The organism is Streptomyces sp. NPDC056486, assembly GCF_042795295.1.
In the GTDB taxonomy this organism is placed as follows: Bacteria; Actinomycetota; Actinomycetes; order Streptomycetales; family Streptomycetaceae; genus Streptomyces.
Genome location: NZ_JBHTSF010000003.1, coordinates 24,668 through 47,295, shown reverse-complemented (window position 1 = coordinate 47,295; position 22,628 = coordinate 24,668). Strand labels below are relative to the sequence as shown.

The window sequence follows — 22,628 nt, the reverse complement described above, 5'->3', positions numbered from 1 at the left end:
GTTTGGGGGGCGGGGGGGGGGCGGCTGGGCGGGCCCCCCCAACCCGCTCGGGCCGGCCCCCCCCGGGGGGGCGCGTATTCCGCGGCCCCGGCCACCCCGCCCCCCCCCGTCGCCGCTCCCGGCGCGAAGGTCGGTGGCCATGCCTGGGCCGGCTACATCACGATCAGCTACGGCTCGGCGCACGGCCTGGACCCCGCGCGCACCACGGTCATCACCCAGGACACCCCCGGTGTGCCCGGCGACTCCGGCGACAACCAGGTCTTCGGCTACGCGATGATCTCCCGCGACCTGGACGGCGACGGTCTGACCGACCTGGCGGTGGTGGCCCGCGGTCACCGACCGGAGAACAACGTCAGCGGATCGGTGATCGTCCTGTGGGGCCGGAAGAGCGGCATCTCCGGCCAGGACGCCGTCCGCGTCGACGCACCGGCGAACGCGCAGGTCGGCGACGACATCACCGCGGGCGACTTCGACGGTGACGGGCACACGGACCTGTTCATGCGCAACGGCGAGGACTACGACTACCACGACGTGCTCTACGGCCCCTTCGGCCGCGACGGCGTCCCCGCCCGCGAGCAGCAGGTGAAGGTTTACAGCACCGACAACTTCATCAACTCGACTGCCACAGGCGACTTCAACGGCGACGGCATCGAGGATCTCGCGACCTTTTACGTGTACGAGAACCACGCCGAGGGCGGCAAGCTGTGGCTCGGCACCAAGACCGGCCTCTCCACCGTTCGGCAGCGCCTGAACTCCTCATCCAGCACCGCCGTCGCCGACTTCGATCAGGACGGCTACGCGGACCTCGCCACTCGGATCTTCCCGAACGGTGACACCGAGGGCACCGAGGAGGACCCCGGCACCGTCAAGGTCTACTACGGTTCGCCGTCAGGACCCAGCCAGACGCGTACGCAGACGATCACGCAGAACACGGCGGGCGTGCCCGGGGCGAACGAGAAGGGCGACCAGTTCGGCGGACGTCTTGGCGCAGGCGACGCGAACGGCGACGGATACCCCGACCTTGCCGTCGGCGTCCCCGGAGAAGCGATCGGCTCGAAGGCGAAAGCCGGCGCCGTGGTGCTGCTCAAGGGCGCCAAGGGCGGTCTCACCGGTAAGGGCTCCCAGGCGTTCCACCAGGACACGGCAGGCGTGCCGGGTGTCGCGGAGTCCGGCGACGTGTTCGGCGGGTCGGTACGCCTGCTCGACGTGACGGGTGACGGCAGGGCGGACCTGGTCGCGGGCGCGCCGGGCGAGAACCTGAGTGCCGTCGTGAACGGCGGCGCGGTGTGGCTGCTGCGCGGCACCGCCTCCGGCGTCACGGCCTCGGAGTCGGTCGCGCAGAACCCGACGGATGTCGGGGCACCGGCGGCGAAGGCGTTGTTCGGCTTGAACCTGAGCGGCGACAACGGCCCCGGAACGGTGATCCCCTAGAGGTCCTGGCGGCGCAGCAACCACCCCGCCCGCCCGGCGCCGAGCAGCACTCCCGGGGCGCTGCGCCGAAAGGTCAGCAGACGCTGTCCGTCGGCTTCGGGTTGCCCAGGCCGAACAGTGGGCGCAGGCGCAGACCGGCCCAGGTGCCGAGGATGGCTACGGCGCCCCAGATCCAGCCGTGGAGTGACCCGGAGGCGATGCCGGCGAGGTAGGCGCCGATGTTGCAGCCGCCGGCGAGGCGGGCGCCGACGCCCATCAGAATGCCGCCGATGACGGCGGCGAGCGCTGTGCGGGCGGGGATGTTGCGGTGCAGCTGCCACACGCCGCCCGCGGCCGCGGCGACGGCCGCGCCGACCATGATGCCGATGTCGGTGAGGCTGTTCTTGTCGGCAAGCACCGGCCCCGAAAGCTGGGCCGCGCTGTCGGGCTGCTGCCAGAATGCCCAGGTCTCCGGAACGCCGCCGAGTGCGCCCACGACCTTCGAGCCCCACAGGGCGAACGCGCTGGTGACACCCCAGGCACCGCCCGAGACGAGCAGTACGCCGGCGCCGAGCACCGCAAGGACCACAGCGCCGGCGGCCAGCGGCCAGGAGCCCCGCACCGTACGGCGCAGGGCGCCGCGCGCTGATGGCGGGGTACCGACCGGCGGGGGAGTACGCCGGGCCTGCACGGCGCGGGCGATGAACCAGATCGCGGCGAGCGCCAAGATCGTCACCGCCCAGGAGCCGAACCAGCCGACGTGGTCGGACAGCACATACGGGTCGAGCGCGGGCAGGTTGTTCCAGAGGCCGAACTGCCAGGCGGCGAGGGTGGAGCCGGTGATGAAGCCGAAGAGGGTGAGCACGATGGTGCCCTGGCCGGAACCGACGGCGAAGAGGGTCCCGGAGGCGCAGGCGCCACCGAGCTGCATGCCGATGGCGAAGAGGAAGGCGCCGATGAGCAGCGCCACTCCGATCGGCCCGGCGCTGGGTGCGGGCACCGAACCGAACAGGCCGCTGCCGGTGCCGATGATCAGGGCGAAGAGCGTCGCGGTGGTGCCGAGCAGCAGGGTGTGGGCACGCAGTCCGGTGCCGTTGCCGACGGCCACCAGCTGCCGCCAGGCGGAGGTGAACCCGAACCGGGAGTGGAACAGGGCGAACCCGAGTCCGATGCCGAGCAGCAGCAGGACGCCTGGCTTGGCCCCGTGCTCCGCGAAGACGTAGCCGGCGAGTGCGACACCGATGGTGCCGGCCACCGCCAGCGGCACCCGTCGGACCGGCGGCGAGGCCTCGGTCGGCGGGGTGGGGGCGGAGGTGGGAGCAGGGGTGAGCAGGGCGGTCCGGGGCGGCGCGCCGGCATCGGGAGCGGTGGTCAAGGGGGTCTCCGGGGAGGGGAGGGGGTTCGGACAGGCGTGGGTCGCGTGAGCGCAGAGCGAGGCGTCAGCGACGACAGAGCGCGTCGTCGACGCTCCACGGCGTGGCCGCGAAGAGCGCGAGAGCGAGCTGACGGGCGGGTCCGAACATGCGCACCACCTTAGGCATCCCTCAAAGGATCCCGGAACGCCGTCTCACATAGAGAACACATGAACGAGACGGCCGCGCATTGGTCCCGGAGCGGTTCGGTCAGCCGCGATGGCACCTATCCGCGCGACGCGACGTCGATGGCCGTCCAGGCCATGCCGGTCGCCCCGTCGATCACGGCCCGGTCCGCTGCCTGTGTGCGGCATGCGGCGGTGAATTCCGCCTGGTGGTTGACCGCGGGAAGGCAGTCAAGACCGAGCATGGGGTGGATGGTGGGCACGAGATGGGAGACGTTCCCCATGTCGGTGGCGGCCCCCACGACGCTGTTCGGCAGTTCGGGGAAGCTGCGGCCGAGTGCCGTCGCATTGGCGACCCACAGGTCAAGCAGGTCCTGGTCCGGCCGCAGGTCGGCGTAGTCGGGGCCGACCTCCGCGGTGGACAACTCGCAGCCGGTGGCCAGTGCGCCCGCCTCGAAGCAGCGGCGCACCCGCTCGGACAGCGGCTGCAGGGTGTCCATGCTGCTGCTGCGCACGATCCAGCGGCCGCGGCTGACGTCGGGGATGACGTTGGCGGCGGAGCCGGCCTCGGTGACGATGCCGTGTATGCGATCGGAGGCGCTGGTCTGCTGGCGCAGCAGCCCGATGGCCACCTGGGCGAGGGTCATGGCGTCCGCCGCGTTGACGCCGAGCTCGGGATAGGCACCGGCGTGTGCCGCTTTGCCTTCGTAGACCACATCGAACTGGCTGACGGCCAGGCCGGGCATCGCCGCCATCTCGACCGCGGCCGGGTGAACCATCATGGCCGCGTGCACGCCGTCGAAGGCGCCCTGTTCCAGCATCAGCACCTTGCCGCCGCCCCCTTCCTCGGCGGGAGTGCCAAGTACCCGTACCGTCAGGCCGAGTTCGTCCGCCAAGGGGGCAAGCCCGATACCGGCGCCGACAGCCGCGGCGGCAATGATGTTGTGGCCGCAGGCGTGTCCGATGTCGGGCAGGGCGTCGTACTCCGCGCAGATCGCGATGTGGGTCGGCCCGGTGCCGATCGTCGCTTCCACGGCGGTCGGCAGCCCGCAGTATCCGTGCTGGACATCGAACCCCGCGTCGCTCAGGGCGTCGGCGACCCATCGGCTGGCGAGATGTTCCTCGAAGGCCAGCTCGGGGTGGGCGTGGATCCGGTGGGACAGGGCGATCAGGTCGTCCGCCGCGGCACTGATGTGCCGTGCCGCGGCCTCCTTGGCGGCGGTCATCGGCCGGCCGCCGGAGCGGTGGCGGCGATGTGCACGGCGGCGGGCCGGGTCGCCGCGTCGTACGCGGCACGAGCTCCCGTGGCGCCCATGCCGCTGTCACGGGCGGGTTCGTACAGCCGCTCGGGGCCGCCGCCCTGCCACTGGTTGACCCAGACGACACCCACGGGCAGTTGTGCGGCTGCCGCGATGTGATCGGGGTCGTCGGTGTACACGGTGGCCGCGAGGCCGTAGCGGGAGGCAGCGGCGCGGGTGAGGCCCTCCTCGAAGCTCGACACGACGGTGACGGGCGCTACGGGACCGAATGTCTCCTCGGTCATCACGAGCATGGTGTCGTCGACTCCGGTGAGCACGGTCGCCGGGTAGAAGTAGCCGGGACGTTCCGGTACGACTCCGCCCGCACGCACGGTGGCGCCCTTGTGGACGGCGTCCTCGACATGGCGTCGTACGGTGTCGCGTTGCCGCGCGTCCACGAGTGGCCCGAGCACCGTGGCGGGGTCGAGACCGTCGCCGATGGTGAAGGTGCCCGCCGCGGCGGCGAGCGCCTCGACGAAGCCGTCCGCGATCCGCTCATGGACGTAGATCCGTTCCATGGAGGTGCAGATCTGGCCGGTGTTGATGAACGCGCCGAACGCGACGGCTTGCGCGGTGGCCACCGGATCGACACCGTCGTCGATCACGGCGGGGTCCTTTCCGCCGAGTTCGAGCACGCTGCGGCTCAGGCGGCCTCCGGTCGCTGACCCCACGGCGCGGCCGGCCCCGACCGAGCCGGTGAAGTGGACGAGCCGTACCTCTTCGTGTTCCGTCAGCGCCGCGCCGGTACGGCCGTCGCCGAGGACCAGGTTCAGCACGCCCGGGGGCAGTCCGGCCGAGGCGGCAAGCTCGAACAGCCGCACCGTGGAGACCGGGGACCGCTCGGAGGGCTTGACCACGACGGTGTTCCCGGCGGCGAGCAGCGGGCCGAGTGCGCCGAGGACCATGACGACGGGAAAGTTCCACGGAGTGATCACGGCGGTGACACCGAGCGGGTGGCGGACGATGTCGGTCCGCTCTCCCGCAGGCCCCGGCCCTGTCACCGTTTCGCTGAACGGGTAGGTGAGCGCCTGGTCGGCGGCGGCCTTAAGACCGGCCACGGCCCCCGCTATGAAAGAGAGCCCGATGCCGACGGGTTTGCCCATCTCCCGGCATTCCAGTTCGGCCAGTTCCTCGGCGTGTGCGGCGATCGTGTCGGCCCAGGCGTGAATCCGTTCCACGCGCCGCGCCACGGTGAGCGCGGCCCACGCGGACTGTGCCGCGCCCGCCACGGCCACGGCGCGGTCGACGTCGTCGGCACAGCTCGCGCGAAAGTGCGCGAAGGCTTTCTCAGTGGCGGGATTGACCACAGCGACGGCATCCTCGCCGACCGGCTCTTCCCACCGGCCGCCGATGAAGTTCTGGAGGGTTTCCATGGTTGTGGCCATTTCTGTTCGGTACGGGTGGGACCAGGCATCTCGATACGAGGCGGGATCAGGCGTCGAGCCGGTCGGCCATGAGTTCGCCGGTCATGATGGCGGCGAGGTTGGTGTTGGCCCGGGGCACGGAGGGGAAGATCGAGGCGTCCACGACCCGCAGACCCCGGACACCCTGCACCCTGCACGCCGGGTCGACGACCGTCTCGGCGGCCCCGGGGGCGCCCATCCGGCAGGTGCTTGTGCCGTGCTGGGCGTCGATGACCGTGGAGAGCAAGTGGTCGTCGAGATCGCTGTCGTTCGCCAGGGCCTCGAACAGCGGACGGTTCGCCTCTTCGACCGATCCGCCGAGGACGGCGGCTGTCCCGGCGCCGCCGCTCAACTCGACGAGGGCACGCACGCCTTCCCTCATCGGGGCGAGATCGCGCTCGTCGGAAAGCATCCGCTGGGCGACGTACGGGTGCGTCGATGGGTCGGTGGAGACCAGGGTGAGTTCACCGCGCGAGTGGGTCCGGTTCAGCCAGACACCGAAGGCACCGGCGTGCGCCTGGGTGTTCGCCGTAGCCATGGCAAGCACGTTCTGGTTGAGCGAGACGAACATGAGGTCGTCGGAGTGCGTACCCGTCCCGCTGGACCAGCGCACGCAGACGTTGGTGTGCCGGTCGTGCGGTGACGTGATGGCGGCTTCGGCCCGCAACGGCAGCGAGAGCACTGTCATCGCGTGGTCCTGCATACCGAGACCGACCGGCAGGTCCTGGCGGACCTCGATCCCCAGGGCCCGCAGCTGACCGGCGGGACCGATGCCCGAGCGCAGCAGGATCGCCGGGGAGTGGATCACTCCCGCGCTGAGGATCACCTCGTCCGCGTATTCGGTGACGACGGATCCGTCGATCACCACACGGACACCGATCGCGCGGTCGTTCTCGAAGATGACGCTGTCCACCAGCGCGTCGCCGCGGATGGTGAGGCCGGCCAGCTCACGTGCCGGTTCGAGGTAGGCGTCGTTGACGCTGACGCGGCGGCCGTCACGGGAGTTGATCGGGTAGGGCGAGACCCCGGTGGCGCCGGGGGCGTTGACGTCGGGCGCCCAGCCGAACCCTGCAGCCAGGGCCGAGTCGGCCAGGGCCCGGTCGATGCTTCCCCAGGCGTCCCTCGGGGTCCGGTGGATCGGGGTCGGTCCGCCGCGGCCGTGGTAGGTCTTGTCGCCGAACTCGTCGTCGTCCTCCAGCTTGGCGAAGTAGGGCAGCACGTCGTCGGGCGCCCAGCCGGTACAGCCGAGCCGGGCCCATTCCTCGAAGTCCTCCATCGGCGGCCGGATGGCGATCTGACCGTTGACGGACGAACTGCCGCCGACGCCCCGGCCGCGCCAGTACGGGGCCTGCGGCTGTTTCTCGGTGCGTGAGGAGTTCAGTCCGGTCCACACGAGATGCTCCGAGGCCGCGGGGTCCATGAGGGCCACCACAGGATTGGGCGAGCGCCACGCTTCCGGCATCTGTGCCGAGCGGTAGTCGGGGCCCGCCTCGAGGAGGAGGACCCGTCGGCCGCGAGCGGCGGCGCGGGCGGCGATCGCCGCACCCGCGGAGCCCGCGCCGACGACGATCAGGTCGCGAACGTGTTCTGCCATCTCTACTCCTTGAGGCGGGAGCGTCCCGCGCCGGTGACTCCTGCACGGATGCTGGTAATCTGACGTACTGGGAAAGTTCAGTCAAGAATGAATATTCATTTTCTTTCCGTACAGGGGGATTGGTGTCGCCAGCCGCCGACAGCAGCTCAGCCATGGGTGACGGGAGCCCAGCCGCGGGCGACGCGCCGCTGATCGAGGACTTCGGTCAGCGGATCGGGCGCGCGATGGGATGGCCGCCCATGGCCGGACGGCTTGCGGGCGCCCTGATGCTCAGTCCGACCCCCATGACACTGTCGGAAGTGCAGGCGACCCTGGGGGCCAGCAAGGGTTCGGCGTCGGAGATGACCCGCCTGCTCATCGCGAACGGCACGGTCGAACGGGTGAAGGCGCCCGGTGTGCGCCAGGCCGGTTACGTGTGGCGCGACGATGCGTGGAGCGGCTGCCTCCAGCACCAGCTCGGCCAGACCGAGCAGCTGCTCGCACTCGCGCAGACCGCGCAGGAACGGGGACGGCGCCTGCCGGAGGCTCAGCAGGCGCGGCTGCGCGACATGCACACCTACTACGACTTCATGGTGGGGAATCTGCGCCGCCTGCTCGACGAGTACCAGCGCCTGCACGCCGGATAGCGACTCGCGAACCGCCCCGGAACGCCTGCTTGCCCGGGTGGTGGTGCCACCCGGGCAAGCAGCGCACGCGGAGCGCCGCAGTCTGAAACCGCTGCTTCAGCGGCGGCTGTAGTCGATCCAGGTGCGCGGCCGCTCGTTCTGGCCCGGGCCCGGTCGGGTGTAGTCGCATACGCCCTTGGGGAAGGCTTTGTGCAGCTGGGCCCTTTCGGTCTTGGTGAAGCGTATGCGGTAGTCGTCGAAGTCCAGCGGCTGGAGCGCGCACTTGAGAGTGGTCTCTGCCAGCGGCTCGCCCGCCTGCAGCCGCGGGTCCGCGCCGATGGGGTACTTGTCCGCGCAGGGTCCGCTGGCCGGGTATGTCAGTGGAGTGTGGACCCGCTTGGAGGGGGTCAAGTAGCAGGCGTCCGAAAGGCCGTTGGGCTTGTTCGCGATGACCTTCGCCTGCTTGCCGCGGGAGGACCCGTCGGCCGCGATGTTGGTCAGCCAGCGGTCCATCGACTTCAGTACGTAGGCGTCCGCGGTCTGTTGCTCACTCAGCGCCAACTTGCTTTCGATGATCACCTGGTTGGCCGAGGTTCCGTTGGCCGCCTGCAATCGCGCCCGCGTGATGTAGGACCAGTGGGCGGTGTGGACGTCGAGTGGCACCTCCTTGTCCGTGTGGATGCGGTGGTCGATGATCGGCGTACCGCGCAGTCCCAACCGCATGCTGTTGAGCAGGTCGTCGCGGTAGGCGGCCTTCAGTGCCCGCGGGTCCGCCAGGGAACGCTGGGCCGCCGGTGCGCCCTTGTCGTCGAATCCGCCGATGGCCGAGTTGAGCGCGATGAACTGGGCCGGGCTGATCTGTTTGCTGTTGAGTGCTTTGAGGCCGTACTGCACCCCGATGTTGTCCAGGGTGCTGCGAACGAAGCCGGTCTTCGGGTCGCGGCCGAACTGGTTGGCGTACGCCTCCATCAGCGTGCATTTCACACCGCTGGGGTTGGTGGTGGCGTTCCACAGCGCTGTGACGGGGATCGACTTGTCGCAGCGCTTGGCCGGGGTGCGTATGTCGAGGGTCTGGTCCGCCCCTATGCAGCTGCCGTAATCGAGGAGCCCGGTCACCGCGTCCCGCTGCTTGGGAGTGAACGAGCTTTTGGCCCCGGCGAAGTAGCGTACGAGCAACTTGCAGTCGCTGGCGACGCTCTTCTCTATCGTGAAGGGGTCGGGGAAGCCGGCCATGGGAATGATCCCGTCCAGGATCCCTGGGTAGGAGTCGGCCATGGTGAACTGCTGGATGCCGCCGCCGGACCCGCCCCAGCCGATCGTGTGTTTCACCGGTCCGTAGGTCTCGACGAAGTGCTCCTTCACCATCATCGCCGCCTCCGCCGAGACGGGGATGCTGCAGTTGGTCTCCAGCACGTTGAGAGTGGAGGAGGCGACCGCGTAGCCCTGGGACAGGAAGGTGTCATTGAGCACCCCGCCGGTCTGCGCACCCTGGTGGTGTCCGCCCGAACAGCCACCGCCGAAGCTGTAGACCAGCCTGCCGTTCCAACTCTTCGTGTGCCTCAGAGGCGTGGGATCGGTGCCGTCGTAGAGAGCGGCGGTTTCGTAGACGGCGCGGTTGATGGTGCCGGTCTCGATGCGGACGATGTAGGGCACCTTCCGGCCGCCTACGGTCGCGGTGGCGAGGTCGGCCGGGCGCTGGTCCGGGTCGGCGAGAGGAAGGAACGCGCCGAGTTTGCTGCGGTACTTGTAACTGACCTTGGAGGGCGCGGAGCAGAGCGGCTGTCGGGCAGGGGCGAGTCCGAACGCGGTCGTCTCGCAGTAGAACGGCGTGGCCTGCCGACCGGAGAAGACGGGGCCGGTGGACCGGTGGTTGGTGACTGTGCGAGTCGACGTGAGGCCGTCGGCCTCGGCGGTGATGCGGTTGCGGCCGTTCTTGAGGTGGGTGACCAGGCCGAGCAGGGTTCCGTCGGGCTGCCGTTGAAAACCGTTGACCGCGTTCCCGTTCACCTTCACTCGTACCGGGTCTTGGTGGCCGGCCGTCGTGATCCGCAAGAGCGCGTCCCCGCCGCTGGTCAGGGCTCGGTCCGGGGTCGATGCGATCGCGATACGGGGTGGGGGCCGATCCGCGCCCGCCGCCATCTGTTCCGGCGTCAGCGCCGTGGCCGCCATGACGGCACAGGCGAAGATCACGACGCGGCGGAGTCTGCTGCGCATACGTATCCTCCTTGATCAGGGACATGACATTCAGATGCGTCGGGTGTCGGGCGCCGCGCCTTGGGGCATGGGAAGGGCGGATCGCCCACTCGCCCACTGGGCCTTTCAGTCGACGATCGGCATCCGGCAGCCGACGCGCAGTTCGTCGGGGTCGCCGCGGTGACGGGTGTCGACGTGGCGATGACTCGGAGCCGCCCTCTGTGGTCGTCGCGCGGATGCCGGTCACGGCGATGGAGGCGACGGCGGAGTGCTGGGCCAGGAGCGATTTCGACCATGCCCGAGTTGGGCGTTGTCGCCCGCCGGCGCCGGAAACGGCCGTCCTGCAGCACCGCCGCGGAGAGATTCGGCCCGCCCCGACAGCGCCTCTTTCCATCCTTCCCATTAGCTAACGGCGCTTAACTTAACGGTAGGGGTCGGGAGGGGCAAGGGGTGTGCGGCGGTGGGTTATCTACCGCGTGCAGTCATGGACGTGGAGGGAGGAGTGATCGCGTCAAGAGGTAGCTCCGCCATCTCCACGAGGATCAAATAGGGTTCTTGCAGGGCTACTGATCTTTAACTTAGGAAGGCTGCCCGAGGCGTGCGGCTGCCGCTCGTGCTTCAGGGCTGGTAGACGCATTCCGCCATGGTCGCGTGCTTCTTCCAGCCCAGGGTCTCGTACAGCGCGCGCCCCGCGTCGGTCGCACCGAGGACGCCGAGGCCGGCCCCTTCGTTCAGGGCATGGTCGGTGAGCGTTCGCATCACGAACCGCCCCAGGCCGCGACGGCGATGGGCGTCCTCGGTCCGTACCCGGTCCATGACCGACACATCCCCGAGCATCGCCATCTGCCCCTGGGCCGCCTGCTCGCCGGCCGCGTCCAGCACTCGCGCGAAGACGACGGCTCCACTGGTTTCCAGGGTCACGGTGTACCCCTCCGGCCCGGCCGGATCGGTGACCATGAGGTCGGTGACCATCAGGTGTCCGGTCTCCTCGTACGCCACCACCCACCCGGGGGACAGCCACGGCTCAACCGTCTCCGGTTCGATGGGCATCTTCATCCAGGTCCGCGGCACGGTGACCGAGGCGGCGGCGCTGCGGACCCGCAACTCATCAGCCTCGGGCAGGACATGGCGTCCCACTTCATCCCGGTTGTCGGCCACCGCGATGTAGAACCCCCAGGGCATCTCGACCGGCGGCGGCGTTCGCCGCGATGCGGCCCAGCCCGCCACCCAGGTCTCCACCAACTCCGCAACCATCAAGTCCTCCCGTGCCAGCAGTAGTTGAGTAATGGTTACTTGCCGAGGGTGGACATTACATTGCCGAGGGTTCTCCGGCATTCGTTTTGGGAACGGCTCTTCTGCGAGGGAGAGGGGGCAAGCTCGAGAAGCCTTGTCATGCGGCAGATGCGGTGGCGACGTGACCACCCCTGACCACAGTGGCAGTGAGTCGACCTTCGTGCGTGGCATGGCGATCTTCGCCGCCGTCGTCACTGCCGCCGTTTACCTGCTCGGACTGCTGAGCGTCGGTATCGCTGTCAGTGAGGTCGGGGAGCCGACTCCACGCCCATGAATGAGTGCCGCAATGCGCCCCATCGGCCGCAGGGGGATCAAGGGTGCGGTCGTATTCACGGCGGGCGCTTTTGTGCAGGCGAACCGGCGAGACCGTTTGCGGCCAGCGCCTCTCACGCTAGGTTAATTCAGAGTAGCCTAAGTGTGTGAGTACACAGCCGGTCAAGCGTCCCGCCAACCGTAGAGCCCAGATCCTGCGTGCCGCCGCCGCGCAGTTCCATGAGCGCGGCTTCCACGCGGTGGGTCTCGGTGATATCGCGGGTGCGGTCGGAATCTCGGCGCCTGCCCTCTACCGGCACTTCAAGGGTAAGCACGATCTCCTGGCCGCCGTGGTGGCCGACGGGTTCTCCGCGATGGATGCCGCGGTGCGGGAAGCCGACACGCTCGATGCCGCGGTATGGGCGATGGCCGAGCTCTCCGTCGAGCGGCGCGAGCTCGGCGTGCTGTGGCAGCGCGAGGTGCGGCACCTTCCGGAGCCGGTGCGCGAGGAAGTGCGTCAGCAGTTCCGGGGGCTCGCAGCCCGTCTGGAGGGACTCGTCCAAGATCGGCGAGCCGACCTCGGACCGGGCGACGCCGGCCTGCTGACCTGGGCGATGCTCGCCGAGCTAGGGAGCCCGTCGCACTCGCGGATCGGCGTGTCCGAGGGGCGGCTCGTCGAGCTGCTGTACGAGATCGCGCAGACGGTGCTCACGGCGGTGCTCACGACGCGGCTGCCCGAGGGTGCCGTCGGGGCCGGGCGGCGCGTCGCGGTGCCGGTGGGACTCGCCTCCGCCTCGCGGCGTGAGTCCCTGGTGGCCGCGGCGACCAAATTCTTCGGACAGCAGGGTTTCCATGAGGTGGGCCTCGTGGAAATCGGTGCGGCGGCCGGCATCGCGGGCCCGAGCGTGTACAAGCACTTCGCCAGCAAGGGCGACCTGCTGTACGCCGCCCTCAACCGGGGCGCCCAGGCGTTGCAGCTCGCCCTGGCCGAGGCCAGGGCATCCTCGAGTACGCCGTTGGAGGCACTCGCCGCCCTGCTGCGCGCCTACGTGAGCCTCGTGGAGACGCACAACGACCTGTTCATGGCGCTGGTGACCGAAGTGATCCACCTCCCGGACGAGCAGCGGCACGACGTGCGGCGCACCCAGCACGACCACGTCATGGAGTGGGTGCGGCTGTTGCGTGCAGGCCGGCCCGAGCTCGCTCAGGCCGATGCTCAGGTGCTTGTCCATGCGGTGCTCGGCATGGTCAACGACGTACTGCGGACGGGGCATCTGAAGGGTCGGCCGCGGCTCGCCGACGACGTCATCGTGCTGGGGGAGCGCATCCTGCTGCCCGCCCACTGATCGGGTTCACCTCTTGTCTTGCCCTTGACAGTCCTGCCGTGTGACGTCATAAGTTAATCACCATTAGCCAAGCGGTTCGGTGAAAGGACACACCCCATGGAAGTCGAGGTATGCCTCGCGGCGGGCCGCATCCGAGGGCGGGTGAGCGATGGATGCACGGTCTTCCGGAGCGTCCCGTACGCACAGCCACCCCGCGGGTCCCTGCGCTTCGCGCCTCCCCGGCCCGCGTCCTCGTGGGAGGGGGTGAGGGACGCCACGACCCCCGGCCCCGGCTGTCCCCAGCCCAGCGTCCCCGCCGACCCTCTGGGCAACTACCACGGTCCGGCCACCACGGGCGGCGACTGCCTGACCCTCGACGTCTGGACCCCGGACCCGAGCCGCTCGACCGCGGGCCTGCCGGTCATGGTGTGGATCCACGGCGGTGGCTACGCGACCGGCGCCGGATCCGCTCCGGCCCACGAGGGATCCGCGTTCGCCCGTGACGGGGTGGTCTACGTCGCGATCAACTACCGGCTGAACGTCGACGGCTTCCTCCCCGTCGCCGATCGCCCCGCCAATCTGGGGCTGCGCGACCAAGTGGCCGCCCTGACATGGGTACGCGAGAACATCGCCTCGTTCGGCGGAAACCCCGACAACGTCACGATCTTCGGGCAGTCCGGCGGCGCGGTCAGCGTCATGAACCTGCTCGCGATGCCCTCCGCGCGGGGCTTGTTCCGCCGGGCCGTCTCCCAGAGCGGCTGCTCGATGACAGCGGTGTCCCGGGCACAGGCCCAGGAGGCGACCGACCGCATGGCTCAACTCCTCGGCGTACCCGCCACGGTGGAAGGATTCGCCGGCGCGGACCCCGACGCGACACAGGACGCGGTGCTGCGGTTCCTCCTGGAGTTCAACGAGGCGGACCGTTGGGGCGCGCAGTCCTTCCTCATCAGCCCCTTCCGGACGGTGATCGACGAGGACTCCCTTCCGCAGGACGTGCCGACGGCCCTGGCGGCAGGTGCGTCCGCCGACGTCGAGGTCCTTGCCGGGACCACGCGCGACGAGACGGTGGGTTTCATGGCGATACGCGGTCTCCTCGGGCACACCGACGAGCACTTCGCGCGCCTGGCCCTGGACACCTTCGGACTCACCGACGGCGATCTGGCGGTCTACCGCAAGGCGTCACGCCCCGGGGCGGATCTGTCCGAACTGATCCAGGCGGCCTGGACCGACTGGGCCTTCCGCATCCCGACCCTGCGCCTTCTGGAAGCCCACCAAGGCATGCACCACGCCTATGAGTTCACCTGGCCGAGCCCCGCGCTGCCGCCCGGCTGCGGCTCCGACCACTCCCTGGACCTGCCCTTCGTCCACGACAACCTGGCCGCCTTCCCGGCCGGAACCGGACGGCTCGGCCACGAACCGCCCCAGCACCTGGCCACCGCAATGCACGACGCGTGGGTGGCCTTCGCGCACGGTCGCGGTCCCGGCTGGGAGCCCTACACCCCCGACCGCCGGGTGACGATGCGCTTCGACACCGAGAGCGGCCCTGTCGAGGACCTGGCAGGCGCGGAGCGGCTGCTGTGGCAAGGAGTCAGGTGAGCGCCCTGGCCCCACCCGCGGTCCGGCACGGACCGCTGATGGGCGCCTACTTCGGCACGCAGCTGACGATGGGCATGGCCATCTCCGGTGTCGCCAGCGTGCTCATCCCCAACCGGATCGCCGAGCTGGTCGGCGAGGACGCCAAAGTCGGTGCCCTGGGGCTTACGGTGGCGCTCGGCGCGGTGGCAGGACTGATCGCACAGCCACTGGCCGGAGCCCTGTCCGACCGCACCCGGAGCCGGTACGGCCGGCGCACGCCGTGGGTGGTGGGCGGCATGTGCGGCGGGGCCGTGGCGCTCCTGTTCATCGGCCTGGCCGACTCGCTTCTGTGGATCGCCGTGCTGTGGTGTCTGGCGCACGGCTGCCTGAATGCCGCGCTCGCCCCCTTGACCGCGGTGGTCCCGGACCGTACGCCCGTCGAGCGACGGGGTGTCTACTCCGCATTGGGGGGCCTCGCCCTCCTGGGCGGGGGGTTGGTGGGCGTCGCCGTCGCCTCGGCCTTCACCCAGCGCATGGTCGCGGGGTGTGCACTGCTGGCCGGCCTGGTCCTGCTGGGCTGCGCGCTGTTCCCGCTGCTTGTCCGTGAGGGGCCGCCCCGCGAGAGGTCGGCGCGCGAGAGGCCGGACGTAGAGCCGGGACGGCGAAAGGTCACGCCCGCCGTGGTCCTGCGCGAACTGTGGATCAGCCCCCGCCGCCACCCCGACTTCGCCTGGGCGTTCGCCGCCCGGTTCGGGATGGTGCTCGGCTACCAGTCGATCCTCTCCTTCCAGCTCTACATCCTCCAGGACCACATCGGACTGACACGGCAGGAGGCGAACCACATCTTCCCGGCGGTCGTCGCGGTCATGATGGTCGGCACTGTCATCGGCCTGGTGCCCGCAGGGGTCATCTCCGACCGCATGGGACGTCGCAAGCCTCTCGTGATCCTCTCCTCGGTGATCATCGCGGTCAGTGCACTCCTGCCGATGGTCTCGCCGACCCTGCCGACGAACTTTGTGGCCATGGCGCTCGCCGGTCTCGGCTGCGGCTGCTATCTGGCCGTCGACCAGGCACTGATGACCCTCGTCCTGCCCCGCGCGGAGGACAACGCGAAGGACCTGGGGATCCTCAACATCGCCAACTCCGGCGCCCAGGCGCTGGCCCCGGCCGTCGCCGCACTCGTCATCGGGCTCGGCGGCTACACCGGGCTCTACGGGCTCGCCACCGTGCTTGCCGTGATCTCCGCCCTCGCCATCTTGCCGATCAGGAGTGTGAGATGACCGAACTCGAGAAGGCAGGCGCGATGCTCCTCACCCAATCCCTGCACCGCATGCTCCAGCAGTCCCCCGACGCTCCGCTGACCGTGTGCGGCGACCGTGTCCGCACCGTGCGCGAGTCGGCCGACCGGATCGCCCGCCTGGCCGGTGCCCTGCGGGACCTCGGAACCGAACCGGGGGACAGGGTCGCGATGCTGGCCCACAACTCCGACCGCTACCACGAGTACCTGTTCGCCACCTGGTGGATCGGCGCCGCTGTCGTCCCCCTGAACATCCGCTGGAGCACCCAGGAGATCGGCTACTCGCTGCGCGACTGCGGCGCCGACGTGCTCTTCGTCGACGACGCGTTCGCCGACCATGTCACCCGCCTCGAAGCTCCTCCCGCCACCGTCGTGCATTGCGGTGACGCCCCGACTCCTGCCGGGATGCTCGCCTACGAGGACCTGATCGAGAACGCCGGGGCGGCCTGCGAAACGGGCGACAGGGGAGAGGACCTGGCCGGCATCTTCTACACCGGTGGCACCTCCGGCACGCCCAAAGGCGTCATGCTCAGCCATACGAACATGGCGCTGTCCGCTCTCGGCAGCCAGGTCAGCGGCAGGCTCGCCGCTCCGGGCGGGCGCACGCTGCACTCGGCCCCCATGTTCCACCTCGCCGACCTCGCCATGTGGAACGCGCAGAACCTCGTCGGCGGCACCCATGTCATCCTGCCGGGCTTCGAACCCGGGGCAGTACTGGCGGCGATCCAGACGCACCGCACCACTTCGGCGCTGCTCGTCCCCACGATGATCCAGGCCCTCGTCGATCACCCGAGCCTGCCCGAGCACGATCTGTCGAGCATGCGGTCCATCGTCTACGGGGCGTCCCCGATGCCCGAAGCGGTCCTGAAGCGCGCCATGGACGCGTTCCCCGGGGTCGCCTTCGTCCAGGCCTACGGCATGACGGAAGCCGCACCCATCGCCACCCTGCTCACCGGGGCGGATCACGTGGCGGGACGGCGGCTGCGCTCGGCCGGGCGCGCGGCCGCACACAGCGAGGTGAAGATCGTGGACCTCACCGGCCGAGAAGTGGCACGCGGAACCGTCGGTGAGATCGCCCTGCGGGGCGGCCACATCATGCGGGGTTACTGGGGCAGGCCCGAGGAGAGCGCCGCGGTCCTGCGCGAGGGTTGGCTGCACACCGGCGACGGCGCCTATATGGACGACGAGGGTTACGTCTTCGTCGTCGACCGGCTCAAAGACATGATCATCTCGGGTGGCGAGAACATCTACTCGGCCGAGGTGGAGAACGCGATCGCTCAGCACCCGGCCGTCGCCGCCTGCGCCGTCATCGGCGTACCGGACGTCGACTGGGGCGAACGGGTCCATGCGGTCATCGTCCTCAGAGCGGGGCACACCACCACCGCCGAGCACATCCGGCAGCACACCAAGACCCTGATCGCCGGTTACAAGGCCCCCCGCAGCGTCGAATTCACCGACGCCCTGCCTCTCTCACCCGCGGGAAAGATCCTCAAGCGCGAACTGCGCGCACCCCACTGGGAGCAGAGCGACCGCTCGGTCCACTGACTCCCGCACCACCGAGGCCCCCGGCAGGGACACATACGCCCGAGCGCCCGAACGCCGCCGCCTTGTCGGGCCTCTTTTCGTACGACACCACTGGATGTGAGCGCATGACTGGAACAGCACGTGTGACGGGCGTGGGAATGATCCCCTTCACCACTCCCAGCAAGGCCGAGCCCTACGACGTGATGGCCGAGCGCGCCGCCCGCGCGGCGCTCGCCGACGCGGGCATCACCTACGACCAGGTCCAACAGGCGTACACGGGCTACGTGTACGGCGACTCAACGGCGGGCCAGCGGGCGCTCTACCGCGTCGGTGAGACAGGCATCCCCGTCATCAACGTCAACAACAACTGTGCCACCGGCTCCACCGCACTGTGGCTGGCACGCCAGGCAGTCGAGAGCGGTGCCGCCGACTGTGTCCTGGCGCTCGGCTTCGAGCAGATGCGGCGCGGCGCCCTGGCCACCGTATGGCCGGATCGTCCTGACCCACTGACCCGGTTCGATGACGTGGCGACCGCGGTCCAGGGGCCCGGTGACGCGCCCACCGCGGCACGCCTGTTCGGCGGGGCCGGCGCTGCCTACGCCGAGCGGCACGGTCTGGCGCCCGACACTTTCGCCCGTATCGCGGTCAAGGCACGCGCCCATGCCGCGCACAACCCGGACGCTGTCTTCCGCACGCCGGTCACCGTCGAGGAGGTGCTTGCCGCGCCGCAGATCCACGGACCTCTGACCCGCCTTCAGTGCTGCCCGCCCACCTGCGGGGCCGCCGCAGCGGTGATCACCAGCGCGGACTTCGCACGGGCCCATGGCCTGGACGCATCCGTGTCCATCGCCGCCCAGGCCATGACCAGCGACACCCCGGACAGCTTCGCCGACGGCGACCTGATGAAGCTGGTCGGATACGGCATGACCAAGGCCGCCGCGGCCCAGGTCTACGAACGCTCCGGCGTCGATCCCTACGACCTGAAGGTCGTCGAACTCCATGACTGCTTCACCACCAACGAACTGATCACCTACGAAGCACTGGGCCTGACCCCCGAGGGCACCGCGGAGAAGTTCATCGTCGACGGTGACAACACCTACGGCGGCCGCGTCGTCACCAACCCCTCCGGCGGCCTGCTCTCCAAGGGACATCCGCTCGGCGCCACCGGACTCGCCCAATGCACCGAACTCGTACGCCAGTTGCGCGGCAGAGCAGGGGCCCGGCAGGTGGAGGGGGCCCGCCTCGCCCTCCAGCACAACATCGGACTCGGCGGCGCGGCCGTCGTCACCCTCTACGCCAAGGTGGACAAGGCATGAGCATCCCGGCCACCGCCATCGGCACCAGGCCGCAGCCGGTGACGCTGCTCGTGGAGCGCGGACGACTGCGCAGCTTCGCCAGGGCCATCGGGGAATGCGACCCCGTGTACACCGACCTGGCGGCCGCCCGCGCGGCCGGCCACCCCGATCTGCCCGTCCCGCCGACCTTCCTCTTCGGCGTCGAGCTGGAACAGCCCGACCCTTTCGCCTACCTGACCGAACTCGGCGTCGATCTGCGCCAAGTCCTGCACGGCGAACAGTCCTTCACCTACCACGCCATCGCGCACGCCGGGGACACACTGACCGCCCGCCCCGAGATCATCGACGTACTGAGCAAGAAGGGCGGAGCGCTCGACCTGCTCGTCAAAGAGACCACGGTGACCCGTTCCGACGGCAGCCCGGTCGCCGAGCTGCGCTCGGTCACCGTCGTCCGCAACGAATCGGCCACCGGCGTCCGCAACGAGGTGAACGCCCGATGAGCCGTCAGGTGACCGTCGGCACCGAACTGCCGCCTCTGGAGCTGCCGGAGATCAGCCGCACCACGCTCGCCCTGTTCGCCGCGGCATCCGGCGACCACAACCCCGTCCACATCGACCTGGACGCCGCGCGAGATGCCGGATTCGACGACGTCTTCGCCCACGGCATGCTGTCGATGGCCTACCTGGGCCGCCTGCTGACCGGCTGGACCGATCAGTCACGCATCCGCGGCTACGGCGTGCGCTTCACCGCCATGACACCGGTCCGCAGCCGACCGACCTGCCGCGGCCTGATCACCGCCGTCCACGAGACCGACGGCGAACGCATCGCCACGATCGCGGTCACCGTCACGCTCGCCGACGGCACCACGACACTGCGCGGCGAAGCCACCATCGCCCTGTAGGAGCCCTGCAGGAGCAACCACCGCCCTGTGAGGGCGCCACGAGAAAGCGAGAGACAAAAGACATGGGAACACTCGAAGGCAAGTCCGCTCTCATCTCAGGATCAGGCCGCGGCATCGGCCGCGAGATCGCCCTGCGCCTGGCCCGGGAGGGCGCCAGGATCGTCGTCAACGACCTGGATGCCGAGCCGGCCAAGGAGACCGTCGCCGCCATCGAGGCACTGGGCGGCACAGCGGTCACCTGCGTGGGCAGTGTGACCGACGCCGGGTTCGGCGAGCGGTTCGTACAGACGGCCGTGGACAGCTTCGGCGGCCTCGACATCATCGTCAACAACGCGGGATACACCTGGGACGCGGTCATCCAGAAGCTCACCGACGAGCAATGGGACGCCATGCTCGACGTCCATCTCAAAGCGCCCTTCCGCATTCTGCGGGCCGCGCAGCCGGTCATCAGCGCCGCCGCCAAGGAGGAGGCCGCCGCCACCGGCACCATCACCCGGCGCAAGGTCGTCAACATCTCCTCGATCGCCGGCCTCGGCGGAAACGCCGGACAGGCGAACTACGCCGCCGCCAAGGCGGGTGTGACAGGCCTGACCCGCACACTCGCCAAGGAATGGGGACGCTACGGCGTCACCGTCAACACCGTCGCATTCGGCCTGATCAAGACCCGGCTCACCGAGACGGCGGCCCAGGACGAGGCGACGATCGACGTCCAGGGCAACGCCATCAAGGTCGGGGTCAACCCGCAACTCCTGGCGGCGATGGAGGAGACCATCCCGCTCGGCCGCGCCGGAACACCTGCCGAGGCGGCCGGTGCCGTCTACCTCCTGTGCACGCCGGACTCGGACTACGTCAGCGGACAGACCCTGGTCTGTGGCGGCGGCTTCTCGATGTGAGGAACACCCAATGAAGCGCACTCTTTTCGATACGGAACACGACGACTACCGCACCAGCATCCGTACCTTCCTCAGCAAGGAAGTGGTCCCCCAGTACCCGGACTGGGAAGTGGACGGCATCGTGCCGCGCACCCTGTTCACCCGGCTCGGCGCACTCGGAGCACTCGGCATACCCGTCCCGCAGGAGTACGGCGGCGCCGGTATCCACGACTTCCGCTACAGCGTCGTCCTCCACGAAGAGGCGGCAGCGGCCGGAGTCTCCCCGGCCCTTCTGGGACCCGCCCTGCACACCGACATCTGCCTGCCGTACCTGCTGAGCCTGGCCGACGACGAGCAGAAGGACCGCTGGCTGCCCGGCCTCGCCTCCGGCGAACTGATCGCCGCGATCGCGATGACCGAACCGGGCACCGGATCGGACCTCTCCGGGATCCGCACCCGAGCCGTACGCGACGGCGACCACTACGTCGTCGAGGGAGCGAAGACGTTCATCACCAACGGAATCAACGCGGACATCGTCATCACCGCCGTACGCACCGGACCCCATCCGCACCGCGGACTCAGTCTCCTGGCCGTGGAACGTGACACCGTCGGCTTCACCCGCGGACGCCGACTGCACAAGGTCGGGATGCACGCCCAGGACACCGCCGAACTCGCCTTCACCGAAGCCCGCGTGCCCCGGGCGAACCTCCTGGGGGCCGAGGGCACGGGCTTCGCCGAGCTGACCCGCAACCTCGCCCAGGAACGTCTGTCCATCGCCGTCATGGGCCTGGCCCAAGCCACGGCGGCGCTCTCGTGGACCCTCACTTATGTGCGGGAGCGCCATGCTTTCGGACGGCCCATCGGAGCCCAGCAGACCGTCAGCCACAAGCTGGCCGAACTGGTCACCGCAACCGATGTCGCACAGCAGTACATCGACCGCTGCGTCAGCGACCTCAATGACGGCACGCTGACCGCGCCGGACGCGGCGAAGGCCAAGTGGTGGTGCACCGAGCTGCAGGGCAGCGTCGTGGACGCGTGCGTCCAACTGCACGGCGGCTACGGGTACATGCTCGATCAACCGATCGCCAGGGCCTGGGCGGACGGCAGAGTGTCCCGCATCTACGGCGGAACCACGGAGATCATGAAGGAGATCATCGGCCGTTCCCTCGACCTGGACCCGACCGCCGCAGCCGGGCGATAACACTCGGTCCTGAACACTCAGTTCGGAACACTCGCTCCAGGTCAGGTGGTCTCGCGTGTGATCAGCTGCGGAACGAGCAGCGTGCGCAACGGAGTCTGCTGCGGGTTCTCGATCAGGGACCGCAGCAGTTCGGCGGCACGGCGGCCGGATTCGGCGAACGGCTGCCGGACGGTGGTGAGACCGAGAACCTCTGCGAGCGGTCCGTCGTCGAAGCCCGCGACGGCGACCTCGTCGGGCGTCCTGGTCCCGGCGGCGCGCAGCCCCGAGAGGAAGCCCGCGGCAAGGAGGTCGTGGTGGGCGATGACGGCGGTCGGCCGCTCGGCACGGCGGGCGAACTCGGCGGCATGAGCCCGGGCTGAGGCCACGTCGTTGCCCGCAAGCGCGATGTCTTCGATCTCGGGCTCGGCGCCGCCCGCCTCGCGGATCGCGCGCGCCATTCCATCGAGCCGGAGCCGGCCCGCCGAAGTGTAGGCCGAGGCACGGTAGGGCTCGTGCAGGTAGGCCAGGCTCCGGTGGCCACGGCCGAGCAGGTGGGTGGCCAGCAGATAACCGGCCTGCTCGTCGTCGAAGGTGACGCTGGTGAACTCGGCGTTCAGGGAGTCGACAAGCACGGTCGGCGGCCCCCACCGGTGGAGACGGTCGGCGCCCTCCTCTCCGAGCGGGACGCCCATGATCAGCAGTCCGTCGACATCGCCGCGGACGGGCATGGTCTCGAGGAGCGGTGATGCGGACTCGGTGGCCGACGGGGTGTCGTGCACCACGACTTCGACGTTGTGGGGCCCGAACGCCTCCAGGATGCCGACAAGACGGGTCCGGTACGTCTCATAGCTGCTGAACGGCGCAAGGACGGCGATACGGCCGCTGCGGCGACGGGCTCGCTCGGACGTCGTGGCGCCGGACCGGTAGCCCAGTTCCCCCGCGACCCTGATGATCCGGTCGCGGGTCTTCGGGCTGACCCGGTCCGGGTGGTTCAGCGCGAGCGAGACCGTCGAGATGCTCACGCCTGCGGCCTCGGCCACCTGATAGATCGTCACGTCCGTACTTGCCACCCGA

The 22,628-nt window shown here is 69.6% G+C and carries 19 protein-coding genes; 12 read left to right on the top strand and 7 right to left on the bottom strand.

From position 1 onward, the window contains the following. The first annotated feature begins 231 nt into the window (after positions 1–231). Positions 232–1,431: an FG-GAP and VCBS repeat-containing protein gene (locus ACFQ7F_RS02630; protein ID WP_383264961.1), complete on the top strand. Its 1,200-nt coding sequence runs from the start codon at positions 232–234 to the stop codon at positions 1,429–1,431. A gap of 73 nt (positions 1,432–1,504) precedes the next feature. Here the strand turns inward: ACFQ7F_RS02630 and ACFQ7F_RS02625 are convergent, their stop codons facing one another. The 4 genes from ACFQ7F_RS02625 to ACFQ7F_RS02610 form a co-directional block, all read right to left on the bottom strand. Continuing rightward, complete coding sequence (locus ACFQ7F_RS02625; protein WP_383264958.1) at positions 1,505–2,785, bottom strand: YeeE/YedE family protein; 1,281 nt, start codon at positions 2,783–2,785, stop codon at positions 1,505–1,507. Positions 2,786–3,048: 263 nt separating this feature from the next. Next, positions 3,049–4,173 carry a M20 family metallopeptidase gene (locus ACFQ7F_RS02620; RefSeq protein WP_383264956.1) on the bottom strand — a complete coding sequence of 375 codons (1,125 nt, stop codon included), beginning with the start codon at positions 4,171–4,173 and terminating at the stop codon, positions 3,049–3,051. Further along, a complete protein-coding gene (locus tag ACFQ7F_RS02615) occupies positions 4,170–5,630 on the bottom strand; it encodes an aldehyde dehydrogenase family protein (RefSeq protein ID WP_383264954.1) in 1,461 nt (486 codons plus the stop codon). Before ACFQ7F_RS02615 ends, ACFQ7F_RS02620 begins: the two co-directional genes overlap by 4 nt. Before the next feature lie 46 nt (positions 5,631–5,676). After that, a complete protein-coding gene (locus tag ACFQ7F_RS02610) occupies positions 5,677–7,242 on the bottom strand; it encodes a GMC family oxidoreductase (RefSeq protein WP_383264951.1) in 1,566 nt (521 codons plus the stop codon). Positions 7,243–7,394: 152 nt separating this feature from the next. Between ACFQ7F_RS02610 and ACFQ7F_RS02605 the strand changes: the two genes are divergently transcribed. Continuing rightward, positions 7,395–7,868: a GbsR/MarR family transcriptional regulator gene (locus ACFQ7F_RS02605; RefSeq protein WP_383264949.1), complete on the top strand. Its 474-nt coding sequence runs from the start codon at positions 7,395–7,397 to the stop codon at positions 7,866–7,868. Positions 7,869–7,964: 96 nt separating this feature from the next. On the opposite strand, the gene ACFQ7F_RS02600 is transcribed toward ACFQ7F_RS02605, so the two are convergent. Together ACFQ7F_RS02600 and ACFQ7F_RS02595 are read right to left on the bottom strand one after the other, a co-directional pair. Further along, positions 7,965–10,061: a DUF6351 family protein gene (locus ACFQ7F_RS02600; protein WP_383264946.1), complete on the bottom strand. Its 2,097-nt coding sequence runs from the start codon at positions 10,059–10,061 to the stop codon at positions 7,965–7,967. A 597-nt stretch (positions 10,062–10,658) separates the two neighbouring features. Next, the gene (locus ACFQ7F_RS02595) at positions 10,659–11,294 is read right to left on the bottom strand and encodes a GNAT family N-acetyltransferase (protein WP_383264944.1); all 636 of its coding nucleotides are present in this window, start codon (positions 11,292–11,294) and stop codon (positions 10,659–10,661) included. Between the two features lie 160 nt (positions 11,295–11,454). On the opposite strand from ACFQ7F_RS02595, the gene ACFQ7F_RS02590 reads away from it, so the two are divergent. The 10 genes from ACFQ7F_RS02590 (at position 11,455) to ACFQ7F_RS02545 (ending at position 21,575) form a co-directional block, all read left to right on the top strand. Continuing rightward, positions 11,455–11,607, top strand: a complete 153-nt coding sequence (locus tag ACFQ7F_RS02590; protein WP_383264942.1) for a hypothetical protein — start codon at positions 11,455–11,457, stop codon at positions 11,605–11,607. Between the two features lie 145 nt (positions 11,608–11,752). Then, positions 11,753–12,931, top strand: coding sequence for a TetR/AcrR family transcriptional regulator (locus ACFQ7F_RS02585; RefSeq protein WP_383264940.1), 1,179 nt, complete (start codon positions 11,753–11,755; stop codon positions 12,929–12,931). Between the two features lie 96 nt (positions 12,932–13,027). Then, on the top strand, positions 13,028–14,506 hold the full coding sequence (locus ACFQ7F_RS02580) for a carboxylesterase/lipase family protein (protein WP_383264937.1): 1,479 nt from the start codon (positions 13,028–13,030) through the stop codon (positions 14,504–14,506). Then, the gene (locus tag ACFQ7F_RS02575) at positions 14,503–15,765 is read left to right on the top strand and encodes an MFS transporter (protein WP_383264934.1); all 1,263 of its coding nucleotides are present in this window, start codon (positions 14,503–14,505) and stop codon (positions 15,763–15,765) included. Before ACFQ7F_RS02580 ends, ACFQ7F_RS02575 begins: the two co-directional genes overlap by 4 nt. Next, positions 15,762–17,327: a long-chain fatty acid--CoA ligase gene (locus ACFQ7F_RS02570; RefSeq protein ID WP_383264931.1), complete on the top strand. Its 1,566-nt coding sequence runs from the start codon at positions 15,762–15,764 to the stop codon at positions 17,325–17,327. The genes ACFQ7F_RS02575 and ACFQ7F_RS02570 overlap by 4 nt, the downstream gene beginning before the upstream one ends. Before the next feature lie 104 nt (positions 17,328–17,431). Beyond that, positions 17,432–18,622: a lipid-transfer protein gene (locus ACFQ7F_RS02565; RefSeq protein WP_383264929.1), complete on the top strand. Its 1,191-nt coding sequence runs from the start codon at positions 17,432–17,434 to the stop codon at positions 18,620–18,622. Next, positions 18,619–19,101, top strand: coding sequence for a MaoC family dehydratase N-terminal domain-containing protein (locus ACFQ7F_RS02560; RefSeq protein ID WP_383264927.1), 483 nt, complete (start codon positions 18,619–18,621; stop codon positions 19,099–19,101). The genes ACFQ7F_RS02565 and ACFQ7F_RS02560 overlap by 4 nt, the downstream gene beginning before the upstream one ends. Then, positions 19,098–19,502: a MaoC/PaaZ C-terminal domain-containing protein gene (locus ACFQ7F_RS02555; RefSeq protein WP_383264924.1), complete on the top strand. Its 405-nt coding sequence runs from the start codon at positions 19,098–19,100 to the stop codon at positions 19,500–19,502. Before ACFQ7F_RS02560 ends, ACFQ7F_RS02555 begins: the two co-directional genes overlap by 4 nt. Positions 19,503–19,564: 62 nt before the next feature. Further along, a complete protein-coding gene (locus tag ACFQ7F_RS02550) occupies positions 19,565–20,395 on the top strand; it encodes an SDR family NAD(P)-dependent oxidoreductase (protein ID WP_383264922.1) in 831 nt (276 codons plus the stop codon). A gap of 10 nt (positions 20,396–20,405) precedes the next feature. Further along, positions 20,406–21,575, top strand: a complete 1,170-nt coding sequence (locus tag ACFQ7F_RS02545) for an acyl-CoA dehydrogenase family protein (protein ID WP_383264920.1) — start codon at positions 20,406–20,408, stop codon at positions 21,573–21,575. A 41-nt stretch (positions 21,576–21,616) separates the two neighbouring features. On the opposite strand, the gene ACFQ7F_RS02540 is transcribed toward ACFQ7F_RS02545, so the two are convergent. Further along, positions 21,617–22,624 (bottom strand): LacI family DNA-binding transcriptional regulator, encoded by a 1,008-nt coding sequence (locus tag ACFQ7F_RS02540; RefSeq protein WP_383264917.1) that lies wholly within the window; start codon positions 22,622–22,624, stop codon positions 21,617–21,619. Positions 22,625–22,628 lie beyond the last annotated feature (4 nt).

What these genes read in the sequence shown, in the direction of transcription:
- ACFQ7F_RS02560 (WP_383264927.1), top strand. Translation starts at nt 18,619, where the DNA reads ATGAGCATCCCGGCCACCGCCATCGGCACCAGGCCGCAGCCGGTGACG.
- ACFQ7F_RS02620 (WP_383264956.1), bottom strand. Translation starts at nt 4,173, where the DNA reads ATGACCGCCGCCAAGGAGGCCGCGGCACGGCACATCAGTGCCGCGGCG.
- ACFQ7F_RS02600 (WP_383264946.1), bottom strand. Translation starts at nt 10,061, where the DNA reads ATGCGCAGCAGACTCCGCCGCGTCGTGATCTTCGCCTGTGCCGTCATG.
- ACFQ7F_RS02580 (WP_383264937.1), top strand. Translation starts at nt 13,028, where the DNA reads ATGGAAGTCGAGGTATGCCTCGCGGCGGGCCGCATCCGAGGGCGGGTG.
- ACFQ7F_RS02565 (WP_383264929.1), top strand. Translation starts at nt 17,432, where the DNA reads ATGACTGGAACAGCACGTGTGACGGGCGTGGGAATGATCCCCTTCACC.
- ACFQ7F_RS02595 (WP_383264944.1), bottom strand. Translation starts at nt 11,294, where the DNA reads ATGGTTGCGGAGTTGGTGGAGACCTGGGTGGCGGGCTGGGCCGCATCG.
- ACFQ7F_RS02550 (WP_383264922.1), top strand. Translation starts at nt 19,565, where the DNA reads ATGGGAACACTCGAAGGCAAGTCCGCTCTCATCTCAGGATCAGGCCGC.
- ACFQ7F_RS02570 (WP_383264931.1), top strand. Translation starts at nt 15,762, where the DNA reads ATGACCGAACTCGAGAAGGCAGGCGCGATGCTCCTCACCCAATCCCTG.
- ACFQ7F_RS02615 (WP_383264954.1), bottom strand. Translation starts at nt 5,630, where the DNA reads ATGGCCACAACCATGGAAACCCTCCAGAACTTCATCGGCGGCCGGTGG.
- ACFQ7F_RS02610 (WP_383264951.1), bottom strand. Translation starts at nt 7,242, where the DNA reads ATGGCAGAACACGTTCGCGACCTGATCGTCGTCGGCGCGGGCTCCGCG.
- ACFQ7F_RS02605 (WP_383264949.1), top strand. Translation starts at nt 7,395, where the DNA reads ATGGGTGACGGGAGCCCAGCCGCGGGCGACGCGCCGCTGATCGAGGAC.
- ACFQ7F_RS02545 (WP_383264920.1), top strand. Translation starts at nt 20,406, where the DNA reads ATGAAGCGCACTCTTTTCGATACGGAACACGACGACTACCGCACCAGC.
- ACFQ7F_RS02555 (WP_383264924.1), top strand. Translation starts at nt 19,098, where the DNA reads ATGAGCCGTCAGGTGACCGTCGGCACCGAACTGCCGCCTCTGGAGCTG.